Below are 25,301 nucleotides of genomic sequence, written 5' to 3' on the forward strand. Positions count from 1 at the left end.
CGGACGCCTTATGCAAAACCTCAATTCCACGACCGTTCCGGAACATGTTGCCATCATCATGGATGGCAACGGGCGTTGGGCGAACGCGCGTGGGCTGCCGCGCACGATGGGGCACCGCAAGGGTGTCGAGACCGTTCGCGCCGCCGTCAAGACGGCGGGCGACTTGGGGATCCGCTACCTCACGCTTTTTGCCTTTTCCTCGGAAAACTGGAGCAGGCCGGCGGCGGAAGTCAGCGATCTGATGGGGCTGCTCAAGACCTTCATCCGTCGGGATCTTGCCGATCTGCACCGCGAGAATGTCCGCATCCGAGTCATCGGTGACCGCTCCAACCTCAGAGGCGACATTCTACCGTTGCTGGTGGAGGCGGAGGAAACGACGCGGGCAAATACCGGGATTACGCTCGTCATTGCCTTCAATTACGGCGCCCGGGACGAAATGACACGAGCCATGCGGCGGCTGGCGACGGAAGTCGCCGAAGGACGCTTGCGGCCGGAAGACATCAACCCCGAGCGTATCGCGGCGATGCTGGACACGTCGGACATTCCCGATCCGGACCTGATCATCCGCACCAGCGGCGAAGAGCGTCTCTCGAATTTCCTTCTTTGGCAGGGCGCCTATTCGGAACTGATCTTCGTTCCGGAGTTGTGGCCGGACTTTACGCGCGAAACGTTCCAGGCGGCGCTTGAAAAATACGCCTGCCGCGAGCGCCGCTTCGGCGGCGTCGCCGAGCCCACGTTGGCGGTCGGTTCCTGATGCAGACTGAACTTAAGCTTCGTATCGCTTCGGGCGTGGTCCTCGCAGCGGTGACACTGGCGGCGACCTGGTTCGGCGGTTTGGCGTTTCAGTTGCTGTCGGCGCTGATTGCGCTGCTCGTCTATTATGAGTGGTCGACGATCACGGACCTCCAGGAGCGGGATTTCCAAGGCAATGCCGTTGGTTGGCTGGGCGTCGTGATCATCGCCGGCCTGATCGTGACCGGCTATATCGGCTACAGCCTTCCGGTCCTGGCCGCTTTTGTAGTTCTCACTGTCCTTTGGGTATTTCTGCAGAAGACCAGTTGGTGGCTGCCGGGTGGCATCGCCTATGCCGGGCTGACCGGCATTTCGCTTGCGGCCCTTCGCGGCGCCGACGATCTTGGCTTGATGGCGACGCTGTTCGTCTTTGCCGTCGTCTGGGCGACCGACATCTTCGCCTATTTTACCGGCCGCGCGATCGGTGGACCGAAGCTCGCGCCACGCATATCACCCGGCAAGACATGGTCGGGTGCCATCGGTGGCACAATTTGCGGCATCGTTGCCGGTGTTGCCGTCTTTATGGCTTATTTTTCACTGCAAGATCTCCGCATTCCGATCATTGCGCTGGTGCTTTCCGTCGCCAGCCAAGTGGGAGACTTGTTCGAATCCTTCATCAAGCGCCGTTTTGGGGTGAAGGATTCCAGCCGTCTCATTCCGGGGCATGGCGGCGTTATGGATCGGGTCGACGGGTTGATTTTCGCGTGTGTCGCGGCGTTGATTCTGGTCATGATTCAGTATTTCGTCAGCGATGGGCGCCAGATCGCTTTCGGATCCGTCCTGTATAGCCTTTGAGCTTAGGCCCGCGGGTGCTTGAGGAACGTTCATGACATATCTGCTTGATGCCCTTCAGATTCTGACCGGCTACGTCGTCCCATTTCTTCTGGTGCTGACGCTGCTGGTCTTTGTGCACGAGATGGGCCACTACCTCGTCGGCCGCTGGTCGGGCATCCGCATTCTGGCTTTTTCGATCGGCTTTGGCCCTGAGCTCGTCGGCTGGACCGATCGGCACGGAACGCGGTGGAAACTGGCGGCGATTCCCCTTGGCGGTTACGTCAAGTTCTACGGCGACGAGGATGCGGCGAGCGTGCCGGACTACAAGCGCCTGGAGGCGCTGGCGCCGGAAGAGCGCAGCCAGACCTTCCTCGGCGCCAAATTGTGGAAGCGTGCGGCAACCGTCGCCGCCGGACCGATCGCAAACTTCATTCTCGCCATCGCCATCTTTGCCGTGCTGTTTTCCGTCTACGGGCGTCAGGTCGCCGATCCGGTGGTTGCGCGGGTGAATGAGAACAGTGCTGCTGCGCAAGCCGGTGTCGTGCCGGGAGACCGTCTGATTTCGATCGACGGCACGCCCGTCGTCACCTTCGACGACGTTCGCCGCTACGTCAGTGTTCGCCCGGAAATGCCGATTTCGATCCGAATCGAACGCAACGGCGCGATGCTCGATCTGTCCATGGTGCCGCAGCGTACCGAGCTCACGGATCAGTTTGGCAACAAGATGGAAATCGGCGTCATCGGTATCCTGACCGACCAGGAAGCCGGCAATTTCCGCACGGTTAACTATGGTCCGATCGAGGCCGTCGGGCAGGGCGTCCTGCAAAGCTGGCACGTTGTCACCGGTACTTTCGACTATCTCTCCAATGTCGTGACCGGGCGGATGAAGGCGGATCAGATCGGTGGACCGATACGCGTCGCCAAGGTCTCGGGGCAGATGGCGACGCTTGGAATTCCGTTTTTGCTGAATATTGCCGCGATCCTGTCTGTTTCCATAGGATTGCTTAACCTCATGCCCGTTCCGGTGCTTGATGGCGGCCACTTGATGTTCTATGCGGTTGAGGCCTTGCGCGGAAGGCCGGTGGGCCCGGCCGCGCAGGATGTCGCCTACCGGATCGGTTTTGCCATGGTGCTGATGCTCATGGTCTTTGCCACCTGGAACGACATATCGATGTTCTTCGGCTAGCGTTCGGCCGGGGAAACGGCGAGGGGGATTTCGACGGATACTGTGAACGATTGGTTTTCAACGGCTTGCGACGAAAGGTTTTGTTTACGATAAATCGAAGCTGTAGTGGCCGTTAAGCCACGGTTCGAATTGAAGTAAACAGAAATTAACGAGCTGGCTTGCTTGTATGGGAAAAGCGGTTAAAACGGCAACCGTGACCGGAGTCGGCACGAAACTGCCGCGCGACGTTTGGAAAAGGTAAGATTTGAACATGAAAGCTGGTTCAAGGTTTTTGAACGCGGTGTCGGCGGCTGCGCTGTCAACAAGCATTGTTGTTTCCGGCGCTGGTGTTGGGTTGCTCGCAGGCACGTCCGTTGCAGAAGCTGCGGTCATCAATCGTGTCGAAGTGCGCGGCGCCACGCGCGTCAGCGCTGAGACGGTTCGCGCCAACATCACGATCGTTCCGGGCAAGAGCTTCAACAACACCGACATCGACGCTTCCGTGAAGCGCCTGTATGCGACTGGCTACTTCTCCGACGTCAGCATCAACGTTTCCGGCGGCACGCTGGTCGTCAGCGTCAGCGAGAATCAACTCGTCAACCAGGTCGTCTTCAACGGCAACCGCAAGATCAAGGACGACAAGCTGCAGGGCGTTGTGCGCACGCAGCCGCTCGGTCCTTATAGCGAAGCGACGGTTGAGACGGACATCCAGTCGATCAAGGACGCCTATGCGGCGATCGGTCGTGGCGATGTCACGGTGACGACGCAGGTCGTTCCTGTCGCCGAAGGTCGCGTCAACCTCGCGTTCGTCATCAACGAAGGCGAGCGCACCAAGATTTCTCAGATCAACTTCGTCGGCAACGAAGCGTACAGCGACGGTCGCCTGCAGTCGGTCATCGCGACGAAGGAATCGGGCATCTTCTCCTTCATTACGCGGAAGGACGTCTACAATCCCGACAAGCTGCGCGCGGACGAAGAACTGTTGCGTCAGTTCTACTACAACCGCGGCTACGCCGACTTCCAGGTCGTTACCTCGGATGCGACCCTGAATGAAGCGACCAACGAATACACGGTGACGATCACCGTCGAAGAAGGTCCGCGCTACGACTTTGGTTCCGTCAACGTCGAATCGACCGTTGAGGGCATCAACGCCGAAGAACTGAAGGGGCTTATCGTCAGCCGTCAGGGTTCGGTCTACAAGGCCAAGGACGTTCAGGCGACGATGACCGAGATCTCGAAGCGCGTCGCTTCGGCTGGCTACCCGTTCGCTCGCGTCACGCCTCGCGGCAACCGCGATCTCGGCAACCACACGATCGCCGTCGACTACCTCGTCGACCAGGGCGAGCGCGCCTATGTCGAGCGTATCGAAATCCGCGGCAACACCCGTACCCGCGACTACGTTATCCGTCGCGAGTTCGACATGGGTGAAGGCGACGCCTTCAACCAGGAAATGGTAGCGCGCGCCAAGCGTCGTCTCGAGGCTCTCGGTTACTTCTCGACTGTCAACGTTTCGACCGCTCCGGGCAGCGCCGCTGACCGTGTTGTCGTGATCGTCGACGTACAGGATCAGTCGACCGGTTCGTTCGGTATCGGTGCAGGTTACTCCGCCGGTAGCGGTGGTGGCTTCCTCGTCGAAGCTTCGATCGAAGAAAAGAACTTCCTCGGCCGTGGTCAGTACATCCGCGTTGCCGCTGGTCGTGGTGACGAGAGCCGCACGTACAACGTTTCGTTCACGGAGCCGTATTTCCTCGGCTATCGTCTGGCCGCAGGCTTCGACGTCTTCAAGAACGAAAACGACTTCGATGACGACAACTACAGCTACGAAGATCAGGGCTTCAGCCTGCGCGTGACCGCGCCGATCACCGAGAACCTGTCGACGACGCTGCGTTACAACTTCACGCAGTTCGATTATAGCGGTAACGTCGCGAAGCTTTCTTCGCCGTACGTTCGCGCGGTCGAGGGTGGCAACTGGGTTCGTTCGTCGGTGTCGCAGTCGATCACGTACAACACGCTCGACGATGCGCAGCTGCCGCATGACGGCATTCTCGCGACCTTCACGCATGAATTCGCCGGCCTCGGTGGTGACTCCGACTTCTACAAGATGACCGGTAAGGCCAAGTGGTACTACACCGTTAACGACGAAGCCGACATCATCGCTTCGCTCGGCGGTAGCGCCGGCCATATCTTCGAAACCGGTAGCGATCTGCAGGTCTTCGACCAGTTCCAGCTCGGCACCAGCGACATCCGTGGCTTCGAGCGTAACGGTGTTGGTCCTCGGGACAAGGCAACGGGCGATGCGCTCGGCGGTACGACCTACTTCACGGCTTCGGCCGAGGCGACGTTCCCGCTTCCGGGTATCCCGCGTGACAGCGGCTTCCGCGGTGCGGTCTTCGCTGATGCCGGCACGCTTTACAGCAACCAGGTCAAGATGGCCCCGGGCGAGACCGTGCAGGGCAACAACTCGTCGCTGCGTGCATCGGTCGGTGTTGGTCTGATCTGGGCTTCGCCCTTCGGTCCGCTGCGCGTCGACTACGCATGGCCGATCGCCAAGGAAGATTTCGACAAGGTTCAGAACTTGAAGTTCGGTATTTCCTCGTCGTTCTGATAAGAAGCAGTCCAGAACTGCCAGAAGATCGTTCTGGAGTGTACATGGAACAGAACTGGTTTTTTCCGCCCCACGATGGGATCCGCCTGGGCGACCTGGCGGATCGAATTGGGGCGGAATTGGTGGATGTCGCGGTCGCTGACCGTGCTGTCCGCTCCGTAGCGCCGGTCTATCGGGCAAAGCCCGGGGACGTCTGCTATATGTTGTCTCGCAAGAGCCGTGCCGAGCTCGAAACGTGTGAAGCATCGGCGATCATTTGCGATAAGACGATTTCGTCTCTCGTCCCTGCACATATTCCCGTCCTTTTGACAGCGCGGCCGCACACGGCCTTTGCGCTTGCCGGCACGTTGTTGCACGAGATTGCGATGCGTCCGGCACGCAATACGAGCCTACGCGGCATCGCGCCTGGGGCGTTCGTGGATCCGACGGCGCGGCTTGAGGACGATGTCGAGGTCGAACCGACGGCTGTGGTTGGTGCCGGCGCCGAGATCGGCCGCGGCACGCGGATCGCGGCCGGCGCGGTCATCGGCCCAGGCGTACGCATCGGTCGCGAGTGCACGATTGCCGCAGGTGCAAGCGTACTTTGCGCTCTCGTCGGCAACAGCGTGATCATTCACCCCGGCGCTCGCATCGGTCAGGACGGCTTCGGCTATGCGCCGGGTCCGAAAGGCGGGATGATCAAGATCGTTCAGGTCGGACGGGTGATCATTCAGGATCATGTCGAGATCGGCGCGAATACGACCATCGACCGTGGCACGATGGATGACACAGTGATCGGCGAGGGTACGAAGATCGACAATCTCGTTCAGATCGGTCACAACGTGCGCATTGGTCGCTATTGCGGCATCGTCAGCGGGGTCGGCATCGCCGGCAGCACAAAGATCGGCGATGGCGTCATGATCGGCGGCGGCAGCGGCGTCAATGGCCATATCACGGTTGGTGATGGCGTCCAGATCGCCGCCATGAGCGGCGTGGCGGCTGATGTTCCCGCCGGCGAACGGTACGGCGGTATTCCAGCGCGCCCGATGCGTGATTTCCTGCGCGACGTTGCGGAGATGGCCATGCGGGCAGAGGAAAGACAGAAAAAGAAGAAGGGCGGCGCGAATGAGTGAAGCAGCAACGGTTCTCGGCACGGCGGATATTCAGGAAATCCTGAAACTGCTTCCCCATCGCTACCCATTTCTGCTCGTCGATCGCATCATCGAGATCGACGGCGACAATTCGGCGATCGGCATCAAGAACGTTTCGGCGAACGAGCCGCATTTCACTGGCCACTTCCCGGAGCAGCCGATCATGCCGGGCGTCCTGCTGGTCGAGGGCATGGCGCAGACCGCCGGCGCGATCTGCGCCCGCAAGGTGGGAACCGGCACGAACCTGGTCTATTTCATGACCATCGACAATGCCCGTTTCCGCAAGCCGGTCGTGCCCGGCGATCGTGTCGAATTCCATGTCGTGAAGCAGAAGCAGCGCGGCAATATCTGGAAATTTCACTGTGACGCAAAAGTTGACGGGCAACTTGTCGCAGAAGCTGATATCGGCGCGATGATAGTCAGCAAGGAAGACGCCTGAACATGATTGCAGCATCTGCGAAGATCCACCCGTCCTCGATCGTCGAGAGCGGTGCTGTGATCGGCGAGAACGTCAAGATCGGCCCGTTTTGCTACATCGGGCCGAAAGTCGTTCTGGGCGACGATATCGAGCTTCTCAGCCATGTCGTGGTGATCGGCCGGACGTCCGTCGGCAAGGGAACGAAGATTTTCCCGAACGCCGTGGTCGGCGGTGATTCTCAGAGCGTTCACCACAGCGCCGTCGATACCGAGCTTCTGATCGGCTCCAATTGCACGATCCGTGAAGGCGTGACGATGAACACCGGAACCGTCGAGCATGGCGGTAAGACGGTCGTCGGCGATAACAATCTCTTTCTCGCCAACTCGCACGTGGCGCATGATTGCCGCCTCGGCAGCAACATCATCCTATCCAACAATGTGATGCTGGCGGGCCACGTCACGGTCGAAGATCGCGTCATTCTCGGCGGCGGCTGTGCGGTCCACCAGTTCACCCGCGTCGGCCGTCAGGCCTTTGTCGGCGGTCTGTCGGCTGTCAGCTACGACGTCATTCCCTATGGCATGCTCAACGGCAATCCCGGCCTGCTGAGCGGTCTGAATGTCGTCGGCATGAGCCGGGCTGGCATCGATCGTGCAACGATCCATGTGGTTCGCCGCGCCTACAAGCAGATCTTCGAAGGGCCGGAATCGATCCGCGCCAATGCCGCAGCGATTCGCGAAGACTATATGGATTGCGCGCCGGTCATGGAAATCCTCGATTTCATCGGCGCCGAGAGCGACCGCGCGCTATCTTCGCCGCAACGCGGCAAGGCCTGACCGTGATGTCTTCTGCTGCGAGCCGCGCGGCGACCAGCGGCCGGCTCGCAATCATCGCTGGTGGCGGCGCGCTGCCTCATCACGTCGCCGAAGCGGTTCGTGCACGCGGCGAAGATCCCTACATCATCGCGCTCACGCGTGAAGCGGAAGAAACCGATTGGGTCGATTTTGACCATTCGGTTCTGGCGATCGGCGATTTCGCCAATATCAGCCGCACATTCAAAGAAGAGGGCATCGACCGCGTCGTCTTGTCCGGGTGGGTTCGGCGTCGGCCGGAGTGGCGCGATATCCGCCCGACGTTGCGGACCCTCGCAAAGATACCGTCAGTGCTGAAGACCTTGGTCTCGGGCGGGGACGATGCGGTTCTGCGCATGGCGATGCAGCTGATCGAGGCAAGCGGCGCGCATGTCATCGGCGTGCACGAGGTGGTACCCAATCTCCTGGCCGAATCAGGCCCCATCGGTGCTGTGAACCCTGACGGTGACGACCAACGCGACATAGAAGCGGGCATCGCTGCGGCCAACGCGCTCGGCGCGCTCGACGTGGGGCAGGGGGCGGTTGCGGTCGGCGGGCGTGTCGTAGCGCTCGAGGGCGCCGAGGGCACGGACGCCATGCTGGAGCGTGTCGCCGTCTTGAAGGCGGAGGGGCGCGTCTCTTCGCGCCGGCGCGGCGTTCTCGTCAAACTTTGCAAGCCCGGGCAGGATCTGCGCGCGGATCTGCCGTCGATCGGCCCGTCCACCATCGCGCTCGCCGAGCGGGCCGGTCTTGCCGGTGTTGCCGTCGAAGCCGGACGGGCGCTGGTGCTGGAACGTAGCGAAGTGGTCAAGGTCGCCGATCAAGCGGGGCTTTTTGTCGCCGGAGTGGAGCGCACTTCCGGAGGTATCAGGCGATGAACGCGCCACGTTACAAGCTCGCAGTAATCGCGGGTGAAGTTTCCGGCGACCTTCTGGGTGCCGATCTCGTCCGCGCGCTTCGGGCGCAAAGCCATTCCGACGTCGAACTCGTCGGGGTCGGCGGCGAGGCGCTGGAGGCCGAGGGCCTTCGCTCGTTGTTCGACTATTCCGAACTGTCGATCATGGGCTTCACCCAGGTGCTCGCCCGTCTGCCGAAGCTGATCATGCGTATTCGCCAAACGGCAAAGGCGATCATCGCAGCCCGACCCGACGCGCTTCTGATCATTGATAGCCCGGATTTCACCCACCGCGCAGCGCGAAAAGTGCGCGCCGCATTGCCGGATCTGCCCGTCATCAACTACGTCTGCCCGAGCGTCTGGGCCTGGAAGCCGGAGCGAGCACCGCGCATGCGCGGCTACGTCGATCACGTGCTCGCCGTCTTGCCGTTCGAGCCGGAGGCGATGGAGCGGCTGCAAGGCCCCCCGACCACTTATGTCGGCCATCGCCTTGCAAGCGACGCCAATGTGCTCGCCGTTCGCGCAAGCCGCCAGCCGCGCCTTGCGGGCGCCAAGGACGGGCGTGTTGAGACATGCCTTCTATTGCCGGGCTCTCGCTCCAGCGAGGTCGGTCGCCTGCTTCCGATCTTCCGCGCGACAGTCGAGGAACTCGAAGCCCGCCATCCGGGCATTCGCTTCCTGCTTCCGACCGTCCCGCGCCAGGAGAAGCTGGTGCGGGAAATTACCGCATCCTGGACGATCCAGCCGGAAATTTCGGTCGGTGCGGCCGACAAATGGGCGGCCTTCGATCGAGCCGACGCGGCGATTGCTGCTTCGGGTACGGTCATTCTGGAACTCGCTTTGGCTGGCGTGCCCGTGGTTTCAACCTATGCGCCGGATTTCCTGGTGAAGTTCCTGCACAAGCGCATCCGCATCTGGAGTGGCGCACTGCCGAACCTGATCGCGGATTTCCCGATCGTCCCGGAATATTTCGGCGAATCGATCCGTCCCGGCGCGTTGACGCGCTGGATGGAGCGGCTTTCGGGCGCAACGGCGCAGCGGGCCTCGATGCTCGACGGTTACGCGCTGGTGCAACAGCGCATGGCGACCGATCATCCGCCGGGCGAGATGGCGGCCGAAATCGTTCTTGGCTATCTCAATAAGAGCAAGCCGTAAGACTTACGCCCGAGCGCGCGATTGCCTCAACGCTTCACTGAAGACGAGCCTGGCGCACAGTGTGCGCTCGGGTGGTTGTGTTGCTGCTATTACAAAAATCGCCACAACCGGTGCGAAACGTCGATCCTACCCTGCAAAAACAAAAGCCCGGCCATCGCTGACCGGGCTTTGTTGTCTCTGCTGATTGTCAGTCTTAGCGCTTGGAAACCGGCACGTAGTCGCGCTGCGGAGCGCCGACATAGAGCTGGCGCGGACGGCCGATGCGCTGTTCCGGATCCTCGATCATCTCGTTCCACTGCGCGATCCAGCCGACGGTACGGGCAAGCGCGAAGAGAACGGTGAACATGGTGGTGGGGAAGCCGAGAGCCTTCAGCGTGATGCCCGAGTAGAAGTCGATGTTCGGGTAGAGCTTCTTCTCGATGAAGTACTCGTCGGTGAGCGCGATGCGTTCGAGTTCCATCGCCACTTCGAGAAGCGGATCGTCCTTGTGGCCGAGTTCGGCGAGCACTTCATGCGTGGTCTTCTGCATGATCTTGGCGCGCGGATCGTAGTTCTTGTAGACGCGGTGACCGAAGCCCATCAGGCGGAACGGATCGTTCTTATCCTTGGCGCGGGCGATGAATTCCGGAATACGGTCGGCCGTGCCGATTTCGGCAAGCATGTTGAGTGCCGCTTCGTTGGCGCCGCCGTGCGCCGGGCCCCAGAGGCAGGCGATGCCGGCCGCGATGCAGGCGAACGGGTTGGCACCCGACGAGCCGGCAAGGCGAACCGTCGAGGTCGAAGCGTTCTGTTCGTGGTCGGCGTGCAGGATGAAGATACGGTCCATGGCGCGCGACAGAACCGGGTTGACGACATATTCTTCGCAGGGAACGGCAAAGCACATGCGCAGGAAGTTCGAGGCGTAGTCGAGGTCGTTCTTCGGGTAAACGAAGGGCTGGCCGATGTGGTACTTGTAGGCCATGGCCGCAATCGTCGGCATCTTGGCGATCATGCGCAGCGACGCAACCATGCGCTGGTGCGGATCGGTGATGTCGGTCGAGTCGTGGTAGAAGGCAGAAAGCGCGCCGACGCAGCCGCACATGACGGCCATCGGGTGTGCGTCGCGGCGGAAGCCGGTGAAGAACCGCGACATCTGCTCATGCACCATGGTGTGGTGCGTGACGCGATAGTCGAAGTCAGCCTTCTGCGCCTTCGTCGGCAGTTCGCCGTAAAGCAGCAGGTAGCAGACTTCCAGGAAGTCGCCGTGCTCGGCGAGCTGTTCGATCGGATAGCCGCGGTGGAGCAGCACGCCTTCGTCGCCGTCGATATAGGTGATCTTGGATTCGCACGACGCCGTCGACGTGAAGCCCGGGTCGTAGGTGAACATCTTCGTCTGCTTGTAGAGCGAGCCGATGTCCACGACGTCAGGGCCGATGGACCCAGATCGCACCGGAAGATCCGCCGACTTTCCATCGAGTGTTACAACCGCGGTTTTATCAGTCATCGGACCCTCCGTCTTATGGCAACGTGGCACACAGACGTGCCACGACAATGAACGTTGCGAATTTGCTATATGATTTATTTTCGACTGCCAAGCTGTACGAAAGGCAAATTGTGCGATGCGAAAATGTGCATATGGCGACGCAATAATGGCATGTTACGGCAATAAGTCCAAAGAGATCAATAAGCTCGTCCGATGATGGTGCGGTACCATTCTATATAGGTTTGCCGCTTTTTTCGGCAGATAGCGCCTCGGTTGCAGTTGCGCTGCGTTGGTTGCATGATCGACCGCGAAGTCAGGGTCCAAAGTGCGGGCGCAATGAGCGAAACGGAAATGCGGCAAGCGTCGCTCGACGTCGAACGCGGAAGCTTCAGGCTTCCCGAATCCGATGCCGCCGTTGTCGCCGCGACATTGCCTACGCGAGGCCGGTTCTTCCTGTTTCTCCGGCCATCGTGGCAAGCAATTGCGGGCCGCGCAGCTCGTTTCCGGCCTGCCGCGCTTAAACCGGCATTCCTCGCCGCGATCGAAGAGGAACGGGCATTCGGTCACGGTTTCGTGTTGATCCCGGTGTTCTTGATCTTCGGCGTGCTCGCCTGGCTGGCGCTGCCCTTCGATATCCGGATTGCCAATCTTGCAGTGCTGCTGTGCATTTTCGGAATAGCAGCGCTGGCCTGTCGGTGGCGGCTGGCGCCTTTGAGGGCTCCGTTGATTGCGGTTACGCTCTTCATCTGCGGCATGCTGCTGGTCGCGATCGACACGTGGTGCACCGACACGGTTGTTCTCGACGCTCCGGTGACCACGAACCTGCGGGGCGTGGTCTTTTCGCGCGAGCAGGACGATCGCGGCCGCTGGCGCTACGGGCTGGAGATCGAGGAAACGAGCCGGCCAAAGCTGCGCCGCCAGCCGCTGAAGGCGACGCTGGTGACGCGGGGCTCCGGAGAGCCGTTTCCGCTCGGCGCGATGATCGAGGGCAGGGCGCGGCTGTCTCCGCCCTCGGGTCCGGCGCTGCCCGGCCTGAACGATTTCGCCTTCGACAGCTATTTCAAGGGAATCGGCGCCGTCGGGGTTTTCTACGGCGCGCCCAAACTATCCGAGAAGGTGGCGACCGAAGAGCCCGAGGCGGCTTTCTCGCTGCGTTCGGCAGCGGCGAAAACGATGGCCGCAATGCGGGAAACGGTTGGCGAGAGGATCCGCGCCTCGATCGGCGGCGATACCGGCGCGCTTGCGGCGGCTCTGGTGACCGCAGAGGAAAGGGCCATCAGCCGGGAGACGGTCGAGGTGCTGCGACAGGCGGGGCTAGCGCATGTGCTGGCGATCTCCGGCCTCAACATGGCGCTGGCAGCCGGCACGTTTCTGATCGGCGCACGCACTGCTCTCAGCATGGTTCCGGGGCTGGCGCACCGTGTGCCGATCAAGAAGGTTGCCGCTGCCGGTGCGCTGCTGATGGTCTGCCTCTACATCCTCATTTCCGGCGGCGCCGTATCGGCACTTCGCGCCTGGATCATGATCTCGATCATGCTGGTCGCGGTGTTTTTCGACCGCATGTCGATCAGCCTGCGCAACGTCGCGCTCGCCGCAATCGTCATCGTGGTTCTCATGCCTTCGGCTGTGGCCGGGCCAGGCTTCCAGATGTCCTTCGCCGCCACCCTGGCGCTGGTTGCCGGCTACGGGCGCTGGCGCGAACGGCGCACCGGCAAGGCCGAAGCGGCTGGCGGCCGCAGCAAGGGGCGCCTCATCACCGGCGTCGCCGCAGGCATCCTCATCACCTCGCTCATCGGCGGCCTGGCAACGTCGGTCTATTCGATCGCCTACTTCCACAGGCTGCCGGCCTATGGCCTGCTCGCAAACATTCTCACCATGCCGCTGATCAGCATCGTGATCATGCCCTTCGGTCTGTTCGCCATGCTGCTAATGCCGTTCGGGCTTGAGCATCTGCCTTTGATGGCGATGGCGTGGGGTCTCGATCGGATGCTCGACGTCGCCCGGTTCGTGACGTCGCTCGATGGCGAGGTCGTGACCGGCCGCATCGGACCCATCGGCTTCGTGCTGATCGCGATCGGCGGTGTTTTTCTCTGCGTGCTGCGCAGTTGGCTGGCAATCTCTGGCATCGTGCTGATCTGTGCAGGCTTCTTCAGCCTGGCATTGGAAGATAGGAGCCGGCCCGACATCTTGATCGCCGAGGACGGACGCCTTCTCGGTCTGGTCACGGATGATGCCATCGCAACGAACCGGCCGCGCCCGCCGGACTTCATATTTTCGCAATGGCAACGGGCGCTCGCCGTGGGGGAGCACGAGCGGCCGGTCATGCTCCCGCCTGCAGCCGATGATCTTTACCCGGCTATGGAACAGGCGGTCCGACGAGCTCCACCGATCGATGGAGAAAAGGCTACGGCGATCCGTGCGGATTTTTCATCGGCCATCGAGGCAAGCCGGCCAGGCCGATTTGTCTGCCGCGACAAGCAATGGTGTGCGGCGCGCAGCGCCATCGGCTGGACGATCGTCACCCTCGAAAACCCGCGCCTCTTTCCCGCCCTGTGCGATCAGGCGGACCTGATCGTGGTCGCCGCGCGGGTCGATGTGGAAGCGTGCGCGCCGCGCCGAGCCCGCATCGTCGACGCACGGACGCTGCGCCGCACGGGCGCAATCGAAATTCGGGCGGAGCAGCAGGAAGGGCGGGGCTCACCCGTCATGCAAATCCGGCCGGCTTTCACGACGCTTGCCCGTCCCTGGGAGCGCCATCGCACCTATGATTGGCGCAGCGACACCTTCATCGAAGATCAGCCGACGCCCTGAAAACGCCTGTCCAGTTCCGGCAATGGGTGGTTGCGAAATTATTCTTGATTGATAAACTCCACAAATCCTTGTCATTCGGTTTTCCTTTGCTTAAAGAGCCCCGGAAGCGCGCAAGGGTAGCGGCGGATGACGGAAAACCCTTCGCCCTGACACGACGAAATGGACCAGTACGTGAGGAACGAGATGCCGAGACGAGCCCGATCGACGATCAATTTGTTGGCAGCCGCGATGCTGGTCCTGTCCTCCGCAGCTTCGCCAACGGCCGCCTTGGCCCAAGCCACGACGCAGGCACCCGCGGTTAGTGGTACGCAAAGCGGCGCAACAGCGCCGTCCGCATCCGCGCCGACGGCAGAAAGTCAGGGCACGGCCGTAACCGTTCCGCCGGCGGAGCCGGCGACACAGGCGCGGCCGACACTGCAAGCTCCTGCCGCTACGTCGGGCGAGGGCGCGCCGGTAGCCGTTGAAGGCGCCCCGGCGACGGCGGAAAGCGGGCCGGCAACGGGCGAGGGAGCAGCAAGCCCGGTGTTGCCGCATGATCTTTCGCCGATTGGCATGTTCATGGCCGCCGACGTGGTGGTGAAGAGCGTGATGATTGGCCTTGCGCTGGCGTCCGTCGCCACATGGGCGATCTTTGTGGTCAAGCTGCTGGAACTCTTTGGCGCCAAGGCGCGCCTGACGCGCGCAGTTCGCCTGCTGTCGGCTGCCAACGGCCTGGCAGACGTCAAGGGAGCCTTTGACGGCAAGTCGGGACCGGCGCCCGAAATGGTCGCCGCGGCGATCGACGAAATGGCCCGCTCGGAGGCGGTGATCGACCATGCGCCGACAGGCGGCCTGAAGGAGCGTGTTTCCTCGCTTCTGACCCGCATCGAGGTTCGCGCCGGTAAGCGCATGACAAGTGGCACCGGCATCCTGGCCTCGATCGGCTCCGTCGGCCCGTTCGTCGGCCTTTTCGGCACGGTCTGGGGGATCATGAATTCCTTCATCGGCATCAGCAAGGCACAGACGACCAATCTGGCGATCGTGGCGCCGGGCATCGCGGAGGCGCTTCTGGCGACCGCTATCGGCCTGGTGGCGGCGATCCCGGCCGTCGTCATCTACAACTATTTTGCCCGCTCGGTCGGTGGCTACAAGGTCATTCTCGCCGATGCCGCGGCGGCCGTGGAACGGCTCGTCAGCCGCGACCTCGACCATCGCCTGGCCCGCAAGGCGCAGCCGCGCCGCCAGGACTTCGGTCACACCGAGACGACCATCGCAAGGATCGGGTGACCTATGGCCGGAAAAATCAGCGACGGTGGCGGCGATCTCGATGAAAACGCCGAGATCAACGTCACCCCCTTCATCGACGTCATGCTGGTGCTGTTGATCATTTTCATGGTGGCGGCGCCGCTTGCCACCGTGGACATGAAGGTGGACCTGCCGCAATCGGCCGCAAAGCCGGCTCCGCGGGACGACAAGCCGGTCTTCGTGACTTTGAAGGCCGATCTGGCTCTGGCGATCGGCAACGATGAGACGGCGCGCGAGAGCTTTGCCGACGAGTTGAAGCGCCTGACCGAAGGCAATACCGAGACGCGCGTTCTGCTGCGCGCGGACAAAGCCGTCGACTACGGTGAGCTGATGACGGTGATGAACCTCATTCAGAACGCCGGCTACACCAAGATTGCCCTCGTTGGGCTGGAAGGCGCGCCGGGACGCTGATCCCGGCTGGCAATCGTGTTGCCTCCGCCATTCGCAGTGCAATTCCCTCCCGTTTTTCCGGCGCAGATTGCCGCTATCGCTTGAAACCGGCCGGGCGCCGATTTATGAGCTTACCTCAAAGGCTTTCCGACGGGAGCCAGAAGACGATCGTGCGTGCTTGCCCGAAAGCGGGCGCCGCGCCTATCCGGACACGAGGGCACTACCATGAATTTCGAAGCAGCGCGCACCAAGATGGTGGACAACCAGATCCGCACGACGGATGTCACGTCCCACTCGGTCCTGTCCGCGTTCCTGAGCGTGCCGCGCGAGGAATTCGTGCCTGCCAAGATGAAAGAGCTTGCCTACATCGACACGGATATCGCGCTTGAGGTTACCAATGGCAACGCGCCGCGTTTCCTGATGGAGCCGTCGCCGCTCGCCAAGCTTCTCCAGCTGGCCGAAATCGCCAAGTCCGATGTCGTCCTGGAGATCGGCTGCGGCACCGGCTACGCGTCCGCACTGCTGTCACAGGTTGCAGGTTCGGTCGTTGCGCTCGAAAGCGATGAAGACCTTGCCGCCACCGCGACGGAAACGCTGTCTCGCCTCGGCTACGACAACATCGCCGTCGTGACCGGCGAACTCGAGAAGGGATATGCCGCCGAGGCACCCTATGACGTGATCTTCGTTCACGGCTCGGTCGAAGTCCTGCCGACCGCTTTGTTCGAGCAGTTGCGCGATGGCGGGCGGCTGGTCGTCGTTGAAGGATTTGGCAATGCTTCTCGCGCTAAACTCTATGTGCACGAGCACGGAAAGACGTCCGAGCGCCCCGATTTCAACACCGCGGTCAAGCCGCTTCCCGGCTTCCGTCGTGCACAGGAATTTGTTTTTTGAGGTCCCGCTTATTGAGGGATATCAACAATTAATTGCGTTGCTAAAATAACAATGTTGCCAATTCGCAACGCGGTACTTGTTTCTTTTTGAAATGGCTGCGCAGAGTATGGCTGCGCAGTTGTCGGAATGCTGATTCCGGGTTTCAAAGAGTGCAGTGGTAGTGATTTGCTCACCAGTGGGCGGTGTGAGCGCTTCATCGCCGTGTCTAGTTGGGGTCGCTTTTTGCAAAGAGAGCGGCGCCGCGGAAATAGAGGGCAGGCTCTGCCGCCCCGATCGGAGAGAGAAGTAATGGTGTCGATTGTCCGCAAAGCGGCCCTCCTGGCCGCCGTTTCGACAAGCTTGCTGCTTGCACCGCACGCAGTACTGGCCGAAACGATCTTCGGCGCAATGGCCAAAGCCTACGCAAACAACCCTGACCTGAACGCCGCGCGGGCCGGCCTCAGGGCGACCGATGAGAGCGTGCCGATTGCCAAGTCCGGCTTTCGCCCCCAGGTGGCGGCATTCGCGTCCGGAACGCTTTCGACCATCGACAGAGAAAAGACCCTGAGCGAAGACCTCCACCAGGGACAGGTCGGCATCACCGTAAACCAGATGGTGTTTGACGGCTTTCAGACGCTGAACAATGTGCGCGCCGCTGAATCGAACGTCTTTGCGACCCGCGAATCGCTGCGCGCCAACGAGATATCGATTCTCCTTTCGGCCGCGACCATCTATTCCAACATCGCGCGCGACCAGCAGCTCGTATCGATCCGCAAGCAGAACATCGCCTTCCTTCAGGAGCAGGTTAACGCGGCGAAAGCCCGTCTCGATGTGGGCGAAGGCACCCGAACGGACGTGAGCCTCGCCGAAGCCTCGCTCGCCAACGCCCAGTCGCAGCTTATCGTCGCCGTCGCTCAGTTGAAGCAGAGCGAAGCGACCTATGTACAGATCGTCGGCGATGTGCCACGTGGCATCAAGCAGGCTTCGCCGGCTTCGAAGGCCCTGCCGCGCACGCTCGATCAGGCCGTCGCGACCGGTCTGCGCGAAAGCCCAATCATTCTGTCGGCGCAGTACTCCGTTGATTCGGCCGGTTATCAGGTCAAGTCGGCGGAAGGCACGATGCTCCCCGGTGTGACGCTGCAGGGCCAGGTTGGCCGCACCACCGGCAATGCCAGCCAGTTCGATAGCAATGCATCGAGCATTACGGCTCGCCTCGAAGTTCCGATCTATCAGGGTGGCGCCGAGTACGGCCAGATCCGCCAGGCCAAGGAACGTCTCGGCCAGCAGCGCATCCTCGTCGATTCGGCGCGTGCGGCGGTCCAGCAGACTATTGTCTCCGCCTATGCTCAGCTGGAAGCCGCGATTGCGCGCATCTCCGCCAACAAGGCGCAGATTTCCGCCGCCAAGCTGGCTCTCGATGGCGTGATCGAAGAGCGCAAGGTCGGCCAGCGTACGACACTCGACGTGCTTGATTCGCAGCAGGACGTGCTTCAGGCACAGGAACTTCTGGCCGTTGCCCAGCGCGACGCGGTCGTTGCGAGCTATTCGCTGCTTGCTGCCGCCGCGCGGCTGACCGTGAAGGATCAGGGCCTGCAGGTTGCCGAATACCGTGCCGAAGAGCACTACGAAGTGGTCAAGGACAAGTGGTTCGGTCTGCGAACCGTTGACGGTCGCTAAGGCGTCCGTTCGCATTATTGAGTACTTGCCAACGCCTCGGGTCTTCCCCGGGGCGTTTCTATTTTTTCCCCTGAAAACAAATCTGTGCAAGAATCCTTAGCGTTGATTCGTGGCGTATGTTTCGTTCGCGAACTCACTTAAGGTTTGTCGGAAATCGGCGCATGTCCAGTTTTGGGACACATGTCTGCCGCGTCAAACGAGGATGGAAATGGCACAGCTCAATGTCGCGCGTGAACCGTCGATGGATGAAATCCTGGCATCCATTCGCAAGATCATTGAGAGCAACGAACCCGGGCAAGCCGGATTTGCGCCGCAGGAGCAGTTCGAGGACGAGGGCAACGACGAGATCGAGCTGACCATCGACAGCGAGATCGAGACGATCGCCTTTGGCCGACGCGATGAGGCGCCCAAGGCCGCGTTTGTCGAACCGGTCGTGGACAGCCAGGCCGGGCTGTCGGAGCCGTCGCCGGCAGCGCAGCCGCCGCTTTCACTTGCCGATGTCGCAGCACGGGTTCGCGCCGCGTCCGAGCGTCATACGACGGGCTTTGCCGGACGTGAGGTGCCGCCTGCGCCGCAGGTCGTCGCTATTCAGGACAGTCCGGTCGTCACCTCGCGCATGGCAGCGGTTTCCGCGCCGAAAGCGCCGGTGATCGAGCCCGCTGCTGCTGTTGAGGCGCCGGCAGAGCCGGAAGTCGTAGCGCCGCCGCCAGTCGAACTCCCGGAAGTTCTAAGCGCGGTTCCGCCGGTGGCCGCCGTCGTTCCGCCGGAAGCGCCCGCGCCGGAGACGGCGCTTGCGGCGATCGTCTCGCCGGAGGTCGGCCGCAAGGTCGCTCAGTCGTTCGGCGATCTTGCCCACGCAGTGGATCAGGAATCGCGGCGTTCCTTTGATGAAATTGCCGAAGCGATGCTACGGCCGATGCTGCAGGAATGGCTCGATGACAATCTGCCGACGCTTGTCGAGCGGCTCGTCCGCGAGGAAATCGAACGCGTCGCGCGCGGCCCCCGCCGCTAAAAGCCGAATCCGAACACGAAAGAAGCCGCGCGATCGTCGCGGCTTTTTGCGTTCGTGTTGACTTGCACCGGCCGTTCCGGTTTACAAGACGCTGACATCAATCTCGTAAATTGGCTCCAAAATGCTTGATAAGACCTACGATTCCGCATCCGTCGACCCGCGTATCGCCAAGAAGTGGGACGAAGAAAACGCGTTTCGTGCAGGGGCGGGTGCCAAGCCCGGCGCCGACAGTTTCTGCATCGTGATCCCGCCGCCGAACGTGACGGGTTCGCTGCACATGGGCCACGCGCTCAACAACACGCTTCAGGACGTGCTCGTTCGTTTCGAACGCATGCGCGGCAAGGATGTGTTGTGGCAGCCGGGCATGGACCATGCAGGTATCGCCACCCAGATGGTCGTCGAGCGTAAGCTGATGGAGAGCCAGCAGCACCGCCGGCAGATGGGCCGCGAAGCCTTCATCGAAAAGGTCTGGGAATGGAAAGCCGAATCGGGCGGGCTCATCTTCAACCAATTGAAGCGTCTTGGCGCGTCCTGCGACTGGTCGCGCGAACGCTTCACCATGGACGAAGGGCTGTCCGAAGCCGTTCTCGAGGTCTTCGTTTCGCTCTACAAGGAAGGCCTGATCTACAAGGATAAGCGCCTGGTCAACTGGGACCCGAAGCTTCTGACCGCGATTTCGGATCTGGAGGTCGAGCAGCACGAGATCAACGGCAACCTCTGGCACCTGCGCTATCCGTTGGAGCCTGGCGTAACCTTCGATTACCCGGTCGCCTTCGATGAAGAGGGCAAGGCGACCGAGTGGGAAAAGCGCGATTACCTCGTCGTCGCCACGACGCGTCCTGAAACCATGCTCGGAGACAGCGGCATCGCGGTCAATCCGGAGGATGAGCGCTACAAGCCTTTGATCGGCAAGCACGTCATTCTGCCGATCGTCGGTCGCCGCATTCCTGTCGTTGCCGACGACTATGCGGATCCGACCGCCGGTACCGGTGCGGTGAAGATCACGCCTGCGCATGATTTCAACGACTTCGACGTCGGCAAGCGCGCCGGTCTGCGCGCGATCAACATCATGACGATCGAAGGCCGCATCACGATCAAGGACAACGAGGATTTCCTCGAAGGGCTCAGCGATCCGGCTGCCCTGCACGGTGCCTGGGACGAACTCGAAGGCAAGGACCGATTCGAAGCGCGCAAGATCATCGTTCGCATCTTCGAAGAGGCGGGCCTGCTCGACAAGATCGAGCCGCACAAGCACATGGTTCCCCATGGCGACCGTGGCGGCGTGCCGATCGAACCGCGTCTGACAGAGCAATGGTACGTTGACGCGAAGACGCTGGCCAAGCCCGCGATCGCGGCCGTCAAGGAAGGTCGGACCAACTTCGTTCCCAAGAACTGGGAGAAGACCTACTACGAGTGGATGGAAAACATTCAGCCCTGGTGCGTTTCGCGCCAGCTGTGGTGGGGGCACCAGATCCCGGCCTGGTACGGTCCGGACGGTCAGGTCTTCGTCGAAAAGACCGAGGAAGAGGCGCTGCACGCAGCGATCCAGCATTATCTGGCGCATGAAGGCCCGATGAAGGCCTATGTCGAGGATCTGCTCGAGAACTTCAAGCCGGGCGAAATCCTGACGCGTGACGAAGACGTTCTCGACACCTGGTTCTCCTCGGCGCTTTGGCCGTTCTCCACGCTCGGCTGGCCGAACGAGACGCCGGAACTGGAGAAGTACTATCAGACCGACGTGCTGGTCACCGGTTTCGACATCATCTTCTTCTGGGTCGCCCGGATGATGATGATGGGCCTGCATTTCATGAAGGATGCCGACGGCACTCCGGTCGAGCCTTTCCATACGGTCTATGTCCATGCGCTCGTTCGCGACAAGAACGGCCAGAAGATGTCGAAGTCGAAGGGCAACGTCATCGATCCACTCGAACTGATCGACGAATACGGTGCTGACGCCTTGCGCTTCACGCTCGCGATCATGGCGGCCCAGGGGCGTGACGTGAAACTCGACCCGGCCCGCATCGCCGGCTACCGCAACTTCGGCACCAAGCTGTGGAACGCGACGCGTTTTGCCCAGATGAATGGCGTTACCAGCAGCGATGGGTTCATTCCTGAAACCTCATCGCTCACCGTCAACCGCTGGATCCTGACGGAGCTGTCGCGGACCATCCGCGACGTCACCGAGGCGCTCGATGCCTATCGCTTCAACGACGCGGCCGGCAGCCTCTATCGGTTCGTCTGGAACCAGTTCTGCGATTGGTACCTCGAACTGCTGAAGCCGATCTTCAGTGGCGAGGACGAAGCGGCAAAACGGGAGTCGCAGGCTTGCGTCGCCTACGTTCTCGACGAGATCTACAAGCTGCTGCACCCGTTCATGCCGTTCATGACGGAAGAGCTCTGGGCGCAGACGGCAGGCGAGGGCCAGGAGCGTTCGACGCTGCTGTGCCACGCCGAATGGCCGGCGCCGTCCTATGCTGACGACACGGCGGCCGACGAGATCAATTGGCTGATCGATCTGGTTTCGGGCATTCGTTCGGTCCGTTCGGAGATGAACGTCCCGCCGGCGGCAACCGCGCCGCTGATCGTTGTCGGTGCCAACAACCTGACGCGCGAGCGCCTGCAGCAGCATGCGCAGGCCATCGGTCGTCTGGCGCGCGTCGAGCATATCGACCACGCCACTGTTGCGCCGCGCGGCAGCGCCCAGATAGTCGTTGGCGAGGCAACGGCCTGCCTGCCGCTCGGCAACCTGATCGACCTTTCCGCCGAGAAGGCCCGGCTTGAGAAGGCGATCGCCAAGGTGGAAGCCGAGCGCGAGCGCATCCTCGGCAAGCTGGCCAATGAGAAGTTTGTCGCCAATGCAAAGCCGGAACTGGTCGAAGCGGAACGTGAACGCCTCGTAGAGCTCGATCTCCAGAAGGAATCGCTGAGCGTTGCGCTGACGCGCGTCGCCGAGGCCGGTTGAGGCCGTTAATCGACGGATTCAACGAGAGGGCGTTCAAGAGAATGCCTGACCGTCAGAAATCGAAATCCGCGGCAGAAATGCCGCGGATTCTTTATTTTAGAGATACAAGATAGACTTTAGCCTATCGAGATTTTGCATTGATTCGATCAGTTGAATCTGCTGCGCGGGTCATTAAGCGCGCGTGGCGTTTGAGCGGAACTTCAACGGAGTTTTTCGCTGTTCTACCGCAAAAAGCGATAATGTTGTTCAGGCGACACAGGTTTTCGATGGTTTGGAAATCCATTCTAATTCAGTGGATTTTATCCATGATTTTGGAAAAATGGTTCCGATCTGGCGTCATTGTGGCTAAATCATGAGAATCTTACGTAAATTCTGTGACCGATCGAGCCTGCTAACTGCTAGATCTCGCATTTGCGATTTCACGGGATCGTGAGAATACTTCGGCCCACACGACATGAGGTGGAATGTCGCAGTTTTGCAGTGCAGGGGGAGGAGCTGGATGGCTCACATGAATTTGAAGCGGGGTGTTCTGTCGGTAGCAGCGGGTTTGCTGTTTGCCTCCGCCGCGCACGCGGGCGGTCTTGAGCGCGGCGGTTACAACATCGATCTGCTGTTCGACCCGTCGGATTATGCGGGGGAAGCGTCGGCGACCTACGTCAATCCGCAGCGCGAATTGAAGAACGTCCGTGATACCGATACCGGGAACACCAACATCCTTACCGGGACTTTTGGTGGCGGCAATCTCAACAACAGACCGAATACTGCTGACGACACCGAGAGCTACTGGGTTCCGCGCGTCGGCGTTAAGGCAGCCTTTGGTGACAGCGTCGACTGTATGGCTGACTACTCCCAGCCCTGGGGTGCCCACACCAATCCGGGGCAGAACTGGGCCGGTGCCAACAGCAATATCGAAACGAAGGTAGAGAGCGACAACTACGCCGCGACCTGCTCCTACAAATGGGACATGGGGCCAGGCCAGTTCCGTGTGATCGGCGGCGTCTTCTATCAGGAAGTCAACGGCTTCAAGGAAAGGCTGGTTCAGGATTATACAGGCACGCCGCTCGCTGGTGCCTTTACCGGCATTGGCAGGCTCGAGCTTGGAGGGCATGGCTGGGGCTGGCGCGCAGGTGCTGCCTACGAAATCCCCGAGTATGCCTTGCGAGCGAGCCTCGTCTACAACAGTGCTGTCGATCTGGATAACCTCTCGGGCTTCATCGACCTTCGCCAGTTGGGCTTCGTTGTACCGGGCGTGGGCCTTGTGACCGGTACGAAATACGACGTAAACGGTGCGGCTTCGATGCCGGACTCGCTGGAACTCAAGCTGCAGAGCGGCTTTGCACCCGGTTGGGCGGCATTTGGCTCGGTGAAGTGGACGGACTGGAGCCAGCTTCAGGTCCTGAAGTTCTGCCCCGCCACGGTCTCCCGTACTACGCCGTGCACGAGCCTTGATCTTCTCTACCGTGACGGCTGGACCATCACCGGCGGTGTCGGCCACAAGTTCAATGATCAATGGAGCGGCGCCGTCAGCCTGACCTGGGACCGCGGCACCAGCCACGGGTATGGAACGCAGACCGACACCTGGACGCTGGGAACCGGTGTTTCCTACACGCCGACCGAGAACCTCGAGTTCCGTCTTGCTGGTGCTGTCGGCATCATGACCGGTGGCAGTTCCGGTGCGGTGAAGTATGGTGACGACGTCATTGGTGACGACGTTTCCTACGATTTCGACGACGACTTTGTCGGTGCCATTTCGACATCGATCAAAGTGAAGTTCTGATCCTTCGTCATCTGATCCTGCAAGGCCCGGTTTTACCGGGCCTTTCTTATGTGTGGAGCCTCTTAACCACGCATCCGCACTGTGCCGCAATGTGACGATTCAGCAACACTTTTAATGCTAGAGTTTGCTAGGATCAGACTCGTTCCGGCTATGTCCATTTCCCGCCACAAACAGGGAGCAGCGATATAGGGACAAGCCTGCAATGTGAGTGCGATACCTGCAGCGTTTGGGGTGAAATGAAACTTGGATCGACGACCGTCATGAGAAATGTGGCCTCCGGCACGCCAGTGCAAGTGGTCCATTAAAATGACTGCTTCGGGGACTATGTCGAAGTTTCATTGTGGAAAGGTTGCGCCGGCTTTGTCGGCGGAGTTGGTGCAGTTCCCGGCGGCGGGTCGTCCGGGCTTGTGTGTTTGCAGCGGTGATGGGTTCGGCGTGGCCGGCTGGAACGGAAGAATTAGACTGTGATGCTTGCGGGTGAACTAAAGTCACTAAAGGTTGCGATACTCGGCGTGTCGCTGGCGGTCTGTGGGACCTTCGCCATGCCGGCCTACGCTTTTGATCCCGGTGCGGGCGTCACCAAAGAATCAGGTCCGTTCGCGCTCTTCAAGTTCGGGTTTTCCGCCTACAAGAATGGCCGCAAGGACGAGGCCGTAGAAGCCTACAAATACGCGGCCGAGAAGGGCCACACCGGATCCCGCTGGGCCCTCGCCAACATGTACGCCTATGGCGACGGCGTCGCCGAGAACGACCTTGAAGCCTTCAAGATCTATAGCGAAATCGCCCAGGAAGGCGTGGAGCCGGGCTCGGAAGACACCGGTTACTTCGTCAACGCGTTGATCTCCCTTGCCGGCTACTATCGCCGCGGCATTCCCGACAGCCCGATCAAGTCCGACATGTCCCAGGCGCGCCAGCTTTATTTCCAGGCGGCATCGACCTTCGGCGTCGCCGAGGCGCAGTTCCAGCTCGCGCGCATGCTCTTGTCGGGCGAGGGCGGTAGCGTGAATGTTCAGCAGGCCAAGAAATGGCTCAATCGTGCGCGCAAGAGCGGTCACGCCGGAGCCATGGGCGTCTTTGGCAATGTGATTTTCCAGGAAGGCCAGACCGTTCGTGGTCTCGCGTTCATGACTGCGGCACTCGACCAGTGTTCGCCGAAGGATCGGCCCTGGATGCAGTCGATGCAGGAGCAGGCCTTCTCGCTTGCCAGCGAGGACGATCGACGCACTGCAATCGCACTGTCGCAGAACCTGCACATGCAGGGCGACGACGACTGA

20 protein-coding genes are annotated in these 25,301 nt (G+C 61.1%); 18 read left to right on the forward strand and 2 right to left on the reverse strand.

Features of this window, described 5'->3' with window-relative positions; genetic code table 11:
* Positions 1–10 precede the first annotated feature (10 nt).
* The 3 genes from IB279_RS08120 to rseP are packed head-to-tail and all read left to right on the forward strand — an operon-like array spanning position 11 to position 2,752.
* Complete coding sequence (locus IB279_RS08120) at positions 11–754, forward strand: isoprenyl transferase (RefSeq protein ID WP_060516958.1); 744 nt, start codon at positions 11–13, stop codon at positions 752–754.
* Complete coding sequence (locus tag IB279_RS08125; protein WP_034796700.1) at positions 754–1,587, forward strand: phosphatidate cytidylyltransferase; 834 nt, start codon at positions 754–756, stop codon at positions 1,585–1,587. Before IB279_RS08120 ends, IB279_RS08125 begins: the two co-directional genes overlap by 1 nt.
* Before the next feature lie 31 nt (positions 1,588–1,618).
* Entirely contained in the window at positions 1,619–2,752 is a 1,134-nt protein-coding gene (rseP, locus tag IB279_RS08130; protein ID WP_034796698.1) for an RIP metalloprotease RseP, read from the forward strand.
* A gap of 84 nt (positions 2,753–2,836) precedes the next feature.
* Here rseP and IB279_RS08135 read toward each other — a convergent pair whose 3' ends face one another.
* Positions 2,837–3,061, reverse strand: a complete 225-nt coding sequence (locus IB279_RS08135) for a hypothetical protein (protein WP_162251000.1) — start codon at positions 3,059–3,061, stop codon at positions 2,837–2,839.
* On the opposite strand from IB279_RS08135, the gene bamA reads away from it, so the two are divergent.
* The 6 genes from bamA to lpxB are packed head-to-tail and all read left to right on the forward strand — an operon-like array spanning position 3,003 to position 9,782.
* Complete coding sequence (bamA, locus tag IB279_RS08140) at positions 3,003–5,336, forward strand: outer membrane protein assembly factor BamA (RefSeq protein ID WP_089044621.1); 2,334 nt, start codon at positions 3,003–3,005, stop codon at positions 5,334–5,336. The two genes, IB279_RS08135 and bamA, sit on opposite strands and share 59 nt — an antisense overlap.
* 44 nt (positions 5,337–5,380) lie before the next feature.
* Positions 5,381–6,448, forward strand: a complete 1,068-nt coding sequence (gene lpxD / locus IB279_RS08145; protein ID WP_034796696.1) for a UDP-3-O-(3-hydroxymyristoyl)glucosamine N-acyltransferase — start codon at positions 5,381–5,383, stop codon at positions 6,446–6,448.
* On the forward strand, positions 6,441–6,905 hold the full coding sequence (fabZ, locus tag IB279_RS08150; RefSeq protein WP_034796695.1) for a 3-hydroxyacyl-ACP dehydratase FabZ: 465 nt from the start codon (positions 6,441–6,443) through the stop codon (positions 6,903–6,905). Before lpxD ends, fabZ begins: the two co-directional genes overlap by 8 nt.
* Positions 6,902–7,717 (forward strand): acyl-ACP--UDP-N-acetylglucosamine O-acyltransferase, encoded by an 816-nt coding sequence (lpxA, locus tag IB279_RS08155; protein ID WP_162741414.1) that lies wholly within the window; start codon positions 6,902–6,904, stop codon positions 7,715–7,717. Before fabZ ends, lpxA begins: the two co-directional genes overlap by 4 nt.
* Before the next feature lie 5 nt (positions 7,718–7,722).
* Positions 7,723–8,610, forward strand: a complete 888-nt coding sequence (locus tag IB279_RS08160) for an LpxI family protein (protein ID WP_060585276.1) — start codon at positions 7,723–7,725, stop codon at positions 8,608–8,610.
* Positions 8,607–9,782 carry a lipid-A-disaccharide synthase gene (lpxB, locus tag IB279_RS08165; protein WP_113189483.1) on the forward strand — a complete coding sequence of 392 codons (1,176 nt, stop codon included), beginning with the start codon at positions 8,607–8,609 and terminating at the stop codon, positions 9,780–9,782. The genes IB279_RS08160 and lpxB overlap by 4 nt, the downstream gene beginning before the upstream one ends.
* 193 nt (positions 9,783–9,975) lie before the next feature.
* Here the strand turns inward: lpxB and gltA are convergent, their stop codons facing one another.
* Complete coding sequence (gene gltA, locus IB279_RS08170; RefSeq protein WP_034796688.1) at positions 9,976–11,265, reverse strand: citrate synthase; 1,290 nt, start codon at positions 11,263–11,265, stop codon at positions 9,976–9,978.
* Positions 11,266–11,580: 315 nt separating this feature from the next.
* On the opposite strand from gltA, the gene IB279_RS08175 reads away from it, so the two are divergent.
* The 9 genes from IB279_RS08175 (at position 11,581) to exoR (ending at position 25,301) form a co-directional block, all read left to right on the forward strand.
* Positions 11,581–14,055, forward strand: coding sequence for a ComEC/Rec2 family competence protein (locus tag IB279_RS08175; RefSeq protein ID WP_246801859.1), 2,475 nt, complete (start codon positions 11,581–11,583; stop codon positions 14,053–14,055).
* Between the two features lie 183 nt (positions 14,056–14,238).
* Entirely contained in the window at positions 14,239–15,321 is a 1,083-nt protein-coding gene (gene exbB / locus IB279_RS08180; RefSeq protein ID WP_162741413.1) for a tonB-system energizer ExbB, read from the forward strand.
* A 3-nt stretch (positions 15,322–15,324) separates the two neighbouring features.
* On the forward strand, positions 15,325–15,750 hold the full coding sequence (gene exbD / locus IB279_RS08185) for a TonB system transport protein ExbD (protein WP_034796684.1): 426 nt from the start codon (positions 15,325–15,327) through the stop codon (positions 15,748–15,750).
* A gap of 204 nt (positions 15,751–15,954) precedes the next feature.
* Positions 15,955–16,620: a protein-L-isoaspartate O-methyltransferase gene (locus tag IB279_RS08190; protein ID WP_113189481.1), complete on the forward strand. Its 666-nt coding sequence runs from the start codon at positions 15,955–15,957 to the stop codon at positions 16,618–16,620.
* Positions 16,621–16,908: 288 nt separating this feature from the next.
* Positions 16,909–18,276, forward strand: coding sequence for a TolC family outer membrane protein (locus IB279_RS08195; protein WP_034796676.1), 1,368 nt, complete (start codon positions 16,909–16,911; stop codon positions 18,274–18,276).
* A 208-nt stretch (positions 18,277–18,484) separates the two neighbouring features.
* Positions 18,485–19,288, forward strand: coding sequence for a PopZ family protein (locus tag IB279_RS08200; RefSeq protein WP_112976465.1), 804 nt, complete (start codon positions 18,485–18,487; stop codon positions 19,286–19,288).
* 121 nt (positions 19,289–19,409) lie between these two features.
* A complete protein-coding gene (locus IB279_RS08205) occupies positions 19,410–22,250 on the forward strand; it encodes a valine--tRNA ligase (RefSeq protein WP_034796674.1) in 2,841 nt (946 codons plus the stop codon).
* Between the two features lie 499 nt (positions 22,251–22,749).
* The gene (locus IB279_RS08210; RefSeq protein ID WP_034796673.1) at positions 22,750–24,027 is read left to right on the forward strand and encodes an outer membrane protein transport protein; all 1,278 of its coding nucleotides are present in this window, start codon (positions 22,750–22,752) and stop codon (positions 24,025–24,027) included.
* A gap of 467 nt (positions 24,028–24,494) precedes the next feature.
* The gene (exoR, locus tag IB279_RS08215; RefSeq protein ID WP_034796672.1) at positions 24,495–25,301 is read left to right on the forward strand and encodes an exopolysaccharide production regulator ExoR; all 807 of its coding nucleotides are present in this window, start codon (positions 24,495–24,497) and stop codon (positions 25,299–25,301) included.

Origin of the sequence: Ensifer sp. ENS06, assembly GCF_014852205.1 — a bacterium.
GTDB classification, from domain to species: Bacteria; Pseudomonadota; Alphaproteobacteria; order Rhizobiales; family Rhizobiaceae; genus Ensifer; species Ensifer adhaerens.

Bases quoted from the DNA above. Each gene is read 5' to 3' on its own strand.
- IB279_RS08160 (WP_060585276.1), top strand. From the start codon at position 7,723: ATGTCTTCTGCTGCGAGCCGCGCGGCGACCAGCGGCCGGCTCGCAATC.
- exbB (WP_162741413.1), top strand. From the start codon at position 14,239: ATGCCGAGACGAGCCCGATCGACGATCAATTTGTTGGCAGCCGCGATG.
- IB279_RS08195 (WP_034796676.1), top strand. From the start codon at position 16,909: ATGGTGTCGATTGTCCGCAAAGCGGCCCTCCTGGCCGCCGTTTCGACA.
- IB279_RS08210 (WP_034796673.1), top strand. From the start codon at position 22,750: ATGGCTCACATGAATTTGAAGCGGGGTGTTCTGTCGGTAGCAGCGGGT.
- IB279_RS08205 (WP_034796674.1), top strand. From the start codon at position 19,410: ATGCTTGATAAGACCTACGATTCCGCATCCGTCGACCCGCGTATCGCC.
- rseP (WP_034796698.1), top strand. From the start codon at position 1,619: ATGACATATCTGCTTGATGCCCTTCAGATTCTGACCGGCTACGTCGTC.
- bamA (WP_089044621.1), top strand. From the start codon at position 3,003: ATGAAAGCTGGTTCAAGGTTTTTGAACGCGGTGTCGGCGGCTGCGCTG.
- IB279_RS08120 (WP_060516958.1), top strand. From the start codon at position 11: ATGCAAAACCTCAATTCCACGACCGTTCCGGAACATGTTGCCATCATC.
- gltA (WP_034796688.1), bottom strand. From the start codon at position 11,265: ATGACTGATAAAACCGCGGTTGTAACACTCGATGGAAAGTCGGCGGAT.
- IB279_RS08135 (WP_162251000.1), bottom strand. From the start codon at position 3,061: ATGCTTGTTGACAGCGCAGCCGCCGACACCGCGTTCAAAAACCTTGAA.
- exbD (WP_034796684.1), top strand. From the start codon at position 15,325: ATGGCCGGAAAAATCAGCGACGGTGGCGGCGATCTCGATGAAAACGCC.
- lpxB (WP_113189483.1), top strand. From the start codon at position 8,607: ATGAACGCGCCACGTTACAAGCTCGCAGTAATCGCGGGTGAAGTTTCC.
- IB279_RS08125 (WP_034796700.1), top strand. From the start codon at position 754: ATGCAGACTGAACTTAAGCTTCGTATCGCTTCGGGCGTGGTCCTCGCA.
- lpxD (WP_034796696.1), top strand. From the start codon at position 5,381: ATGGAACAGAACTGGTTTTTTCCGCCCCACGATGGGATCCGCCTGGGC.
- exoR (WP_034796672.1), top strand. From the start codon at position 24,495: ATGCTTGCGGGTGAACTAAAGTCACTAAAGGTTGCGATACTCGGCGTG.
- IB279_RS08190 (WP_113189481.1), top strand. From the start codon at position 15,955: ATGAATTTCGAAGCAGCGCGCACCAAGATGGTGGACAACCAGATCCGC.
- fabZ (WP_034796695.1), top strand. From the start codon at position 6,441: ATGAGTGAAGCAGCAACGGTTCTCGGCACGGCGGATATTCAGGAAATC.
- IB279_RS08200 (WP_112976465.1), top strand. From the start codon at position 18,485: ATGGCACAGCTCAATGTCGCGCGTGAACCGTCGATGGATGAAATCCTG.
- IB279_RS08175 (WP_246801859.1), top strand. From the start codon at position 11,581: ATGAGCGAAACGGAAATGCGGCAAGCGTCGCTCGACGTCGAACGCGGA.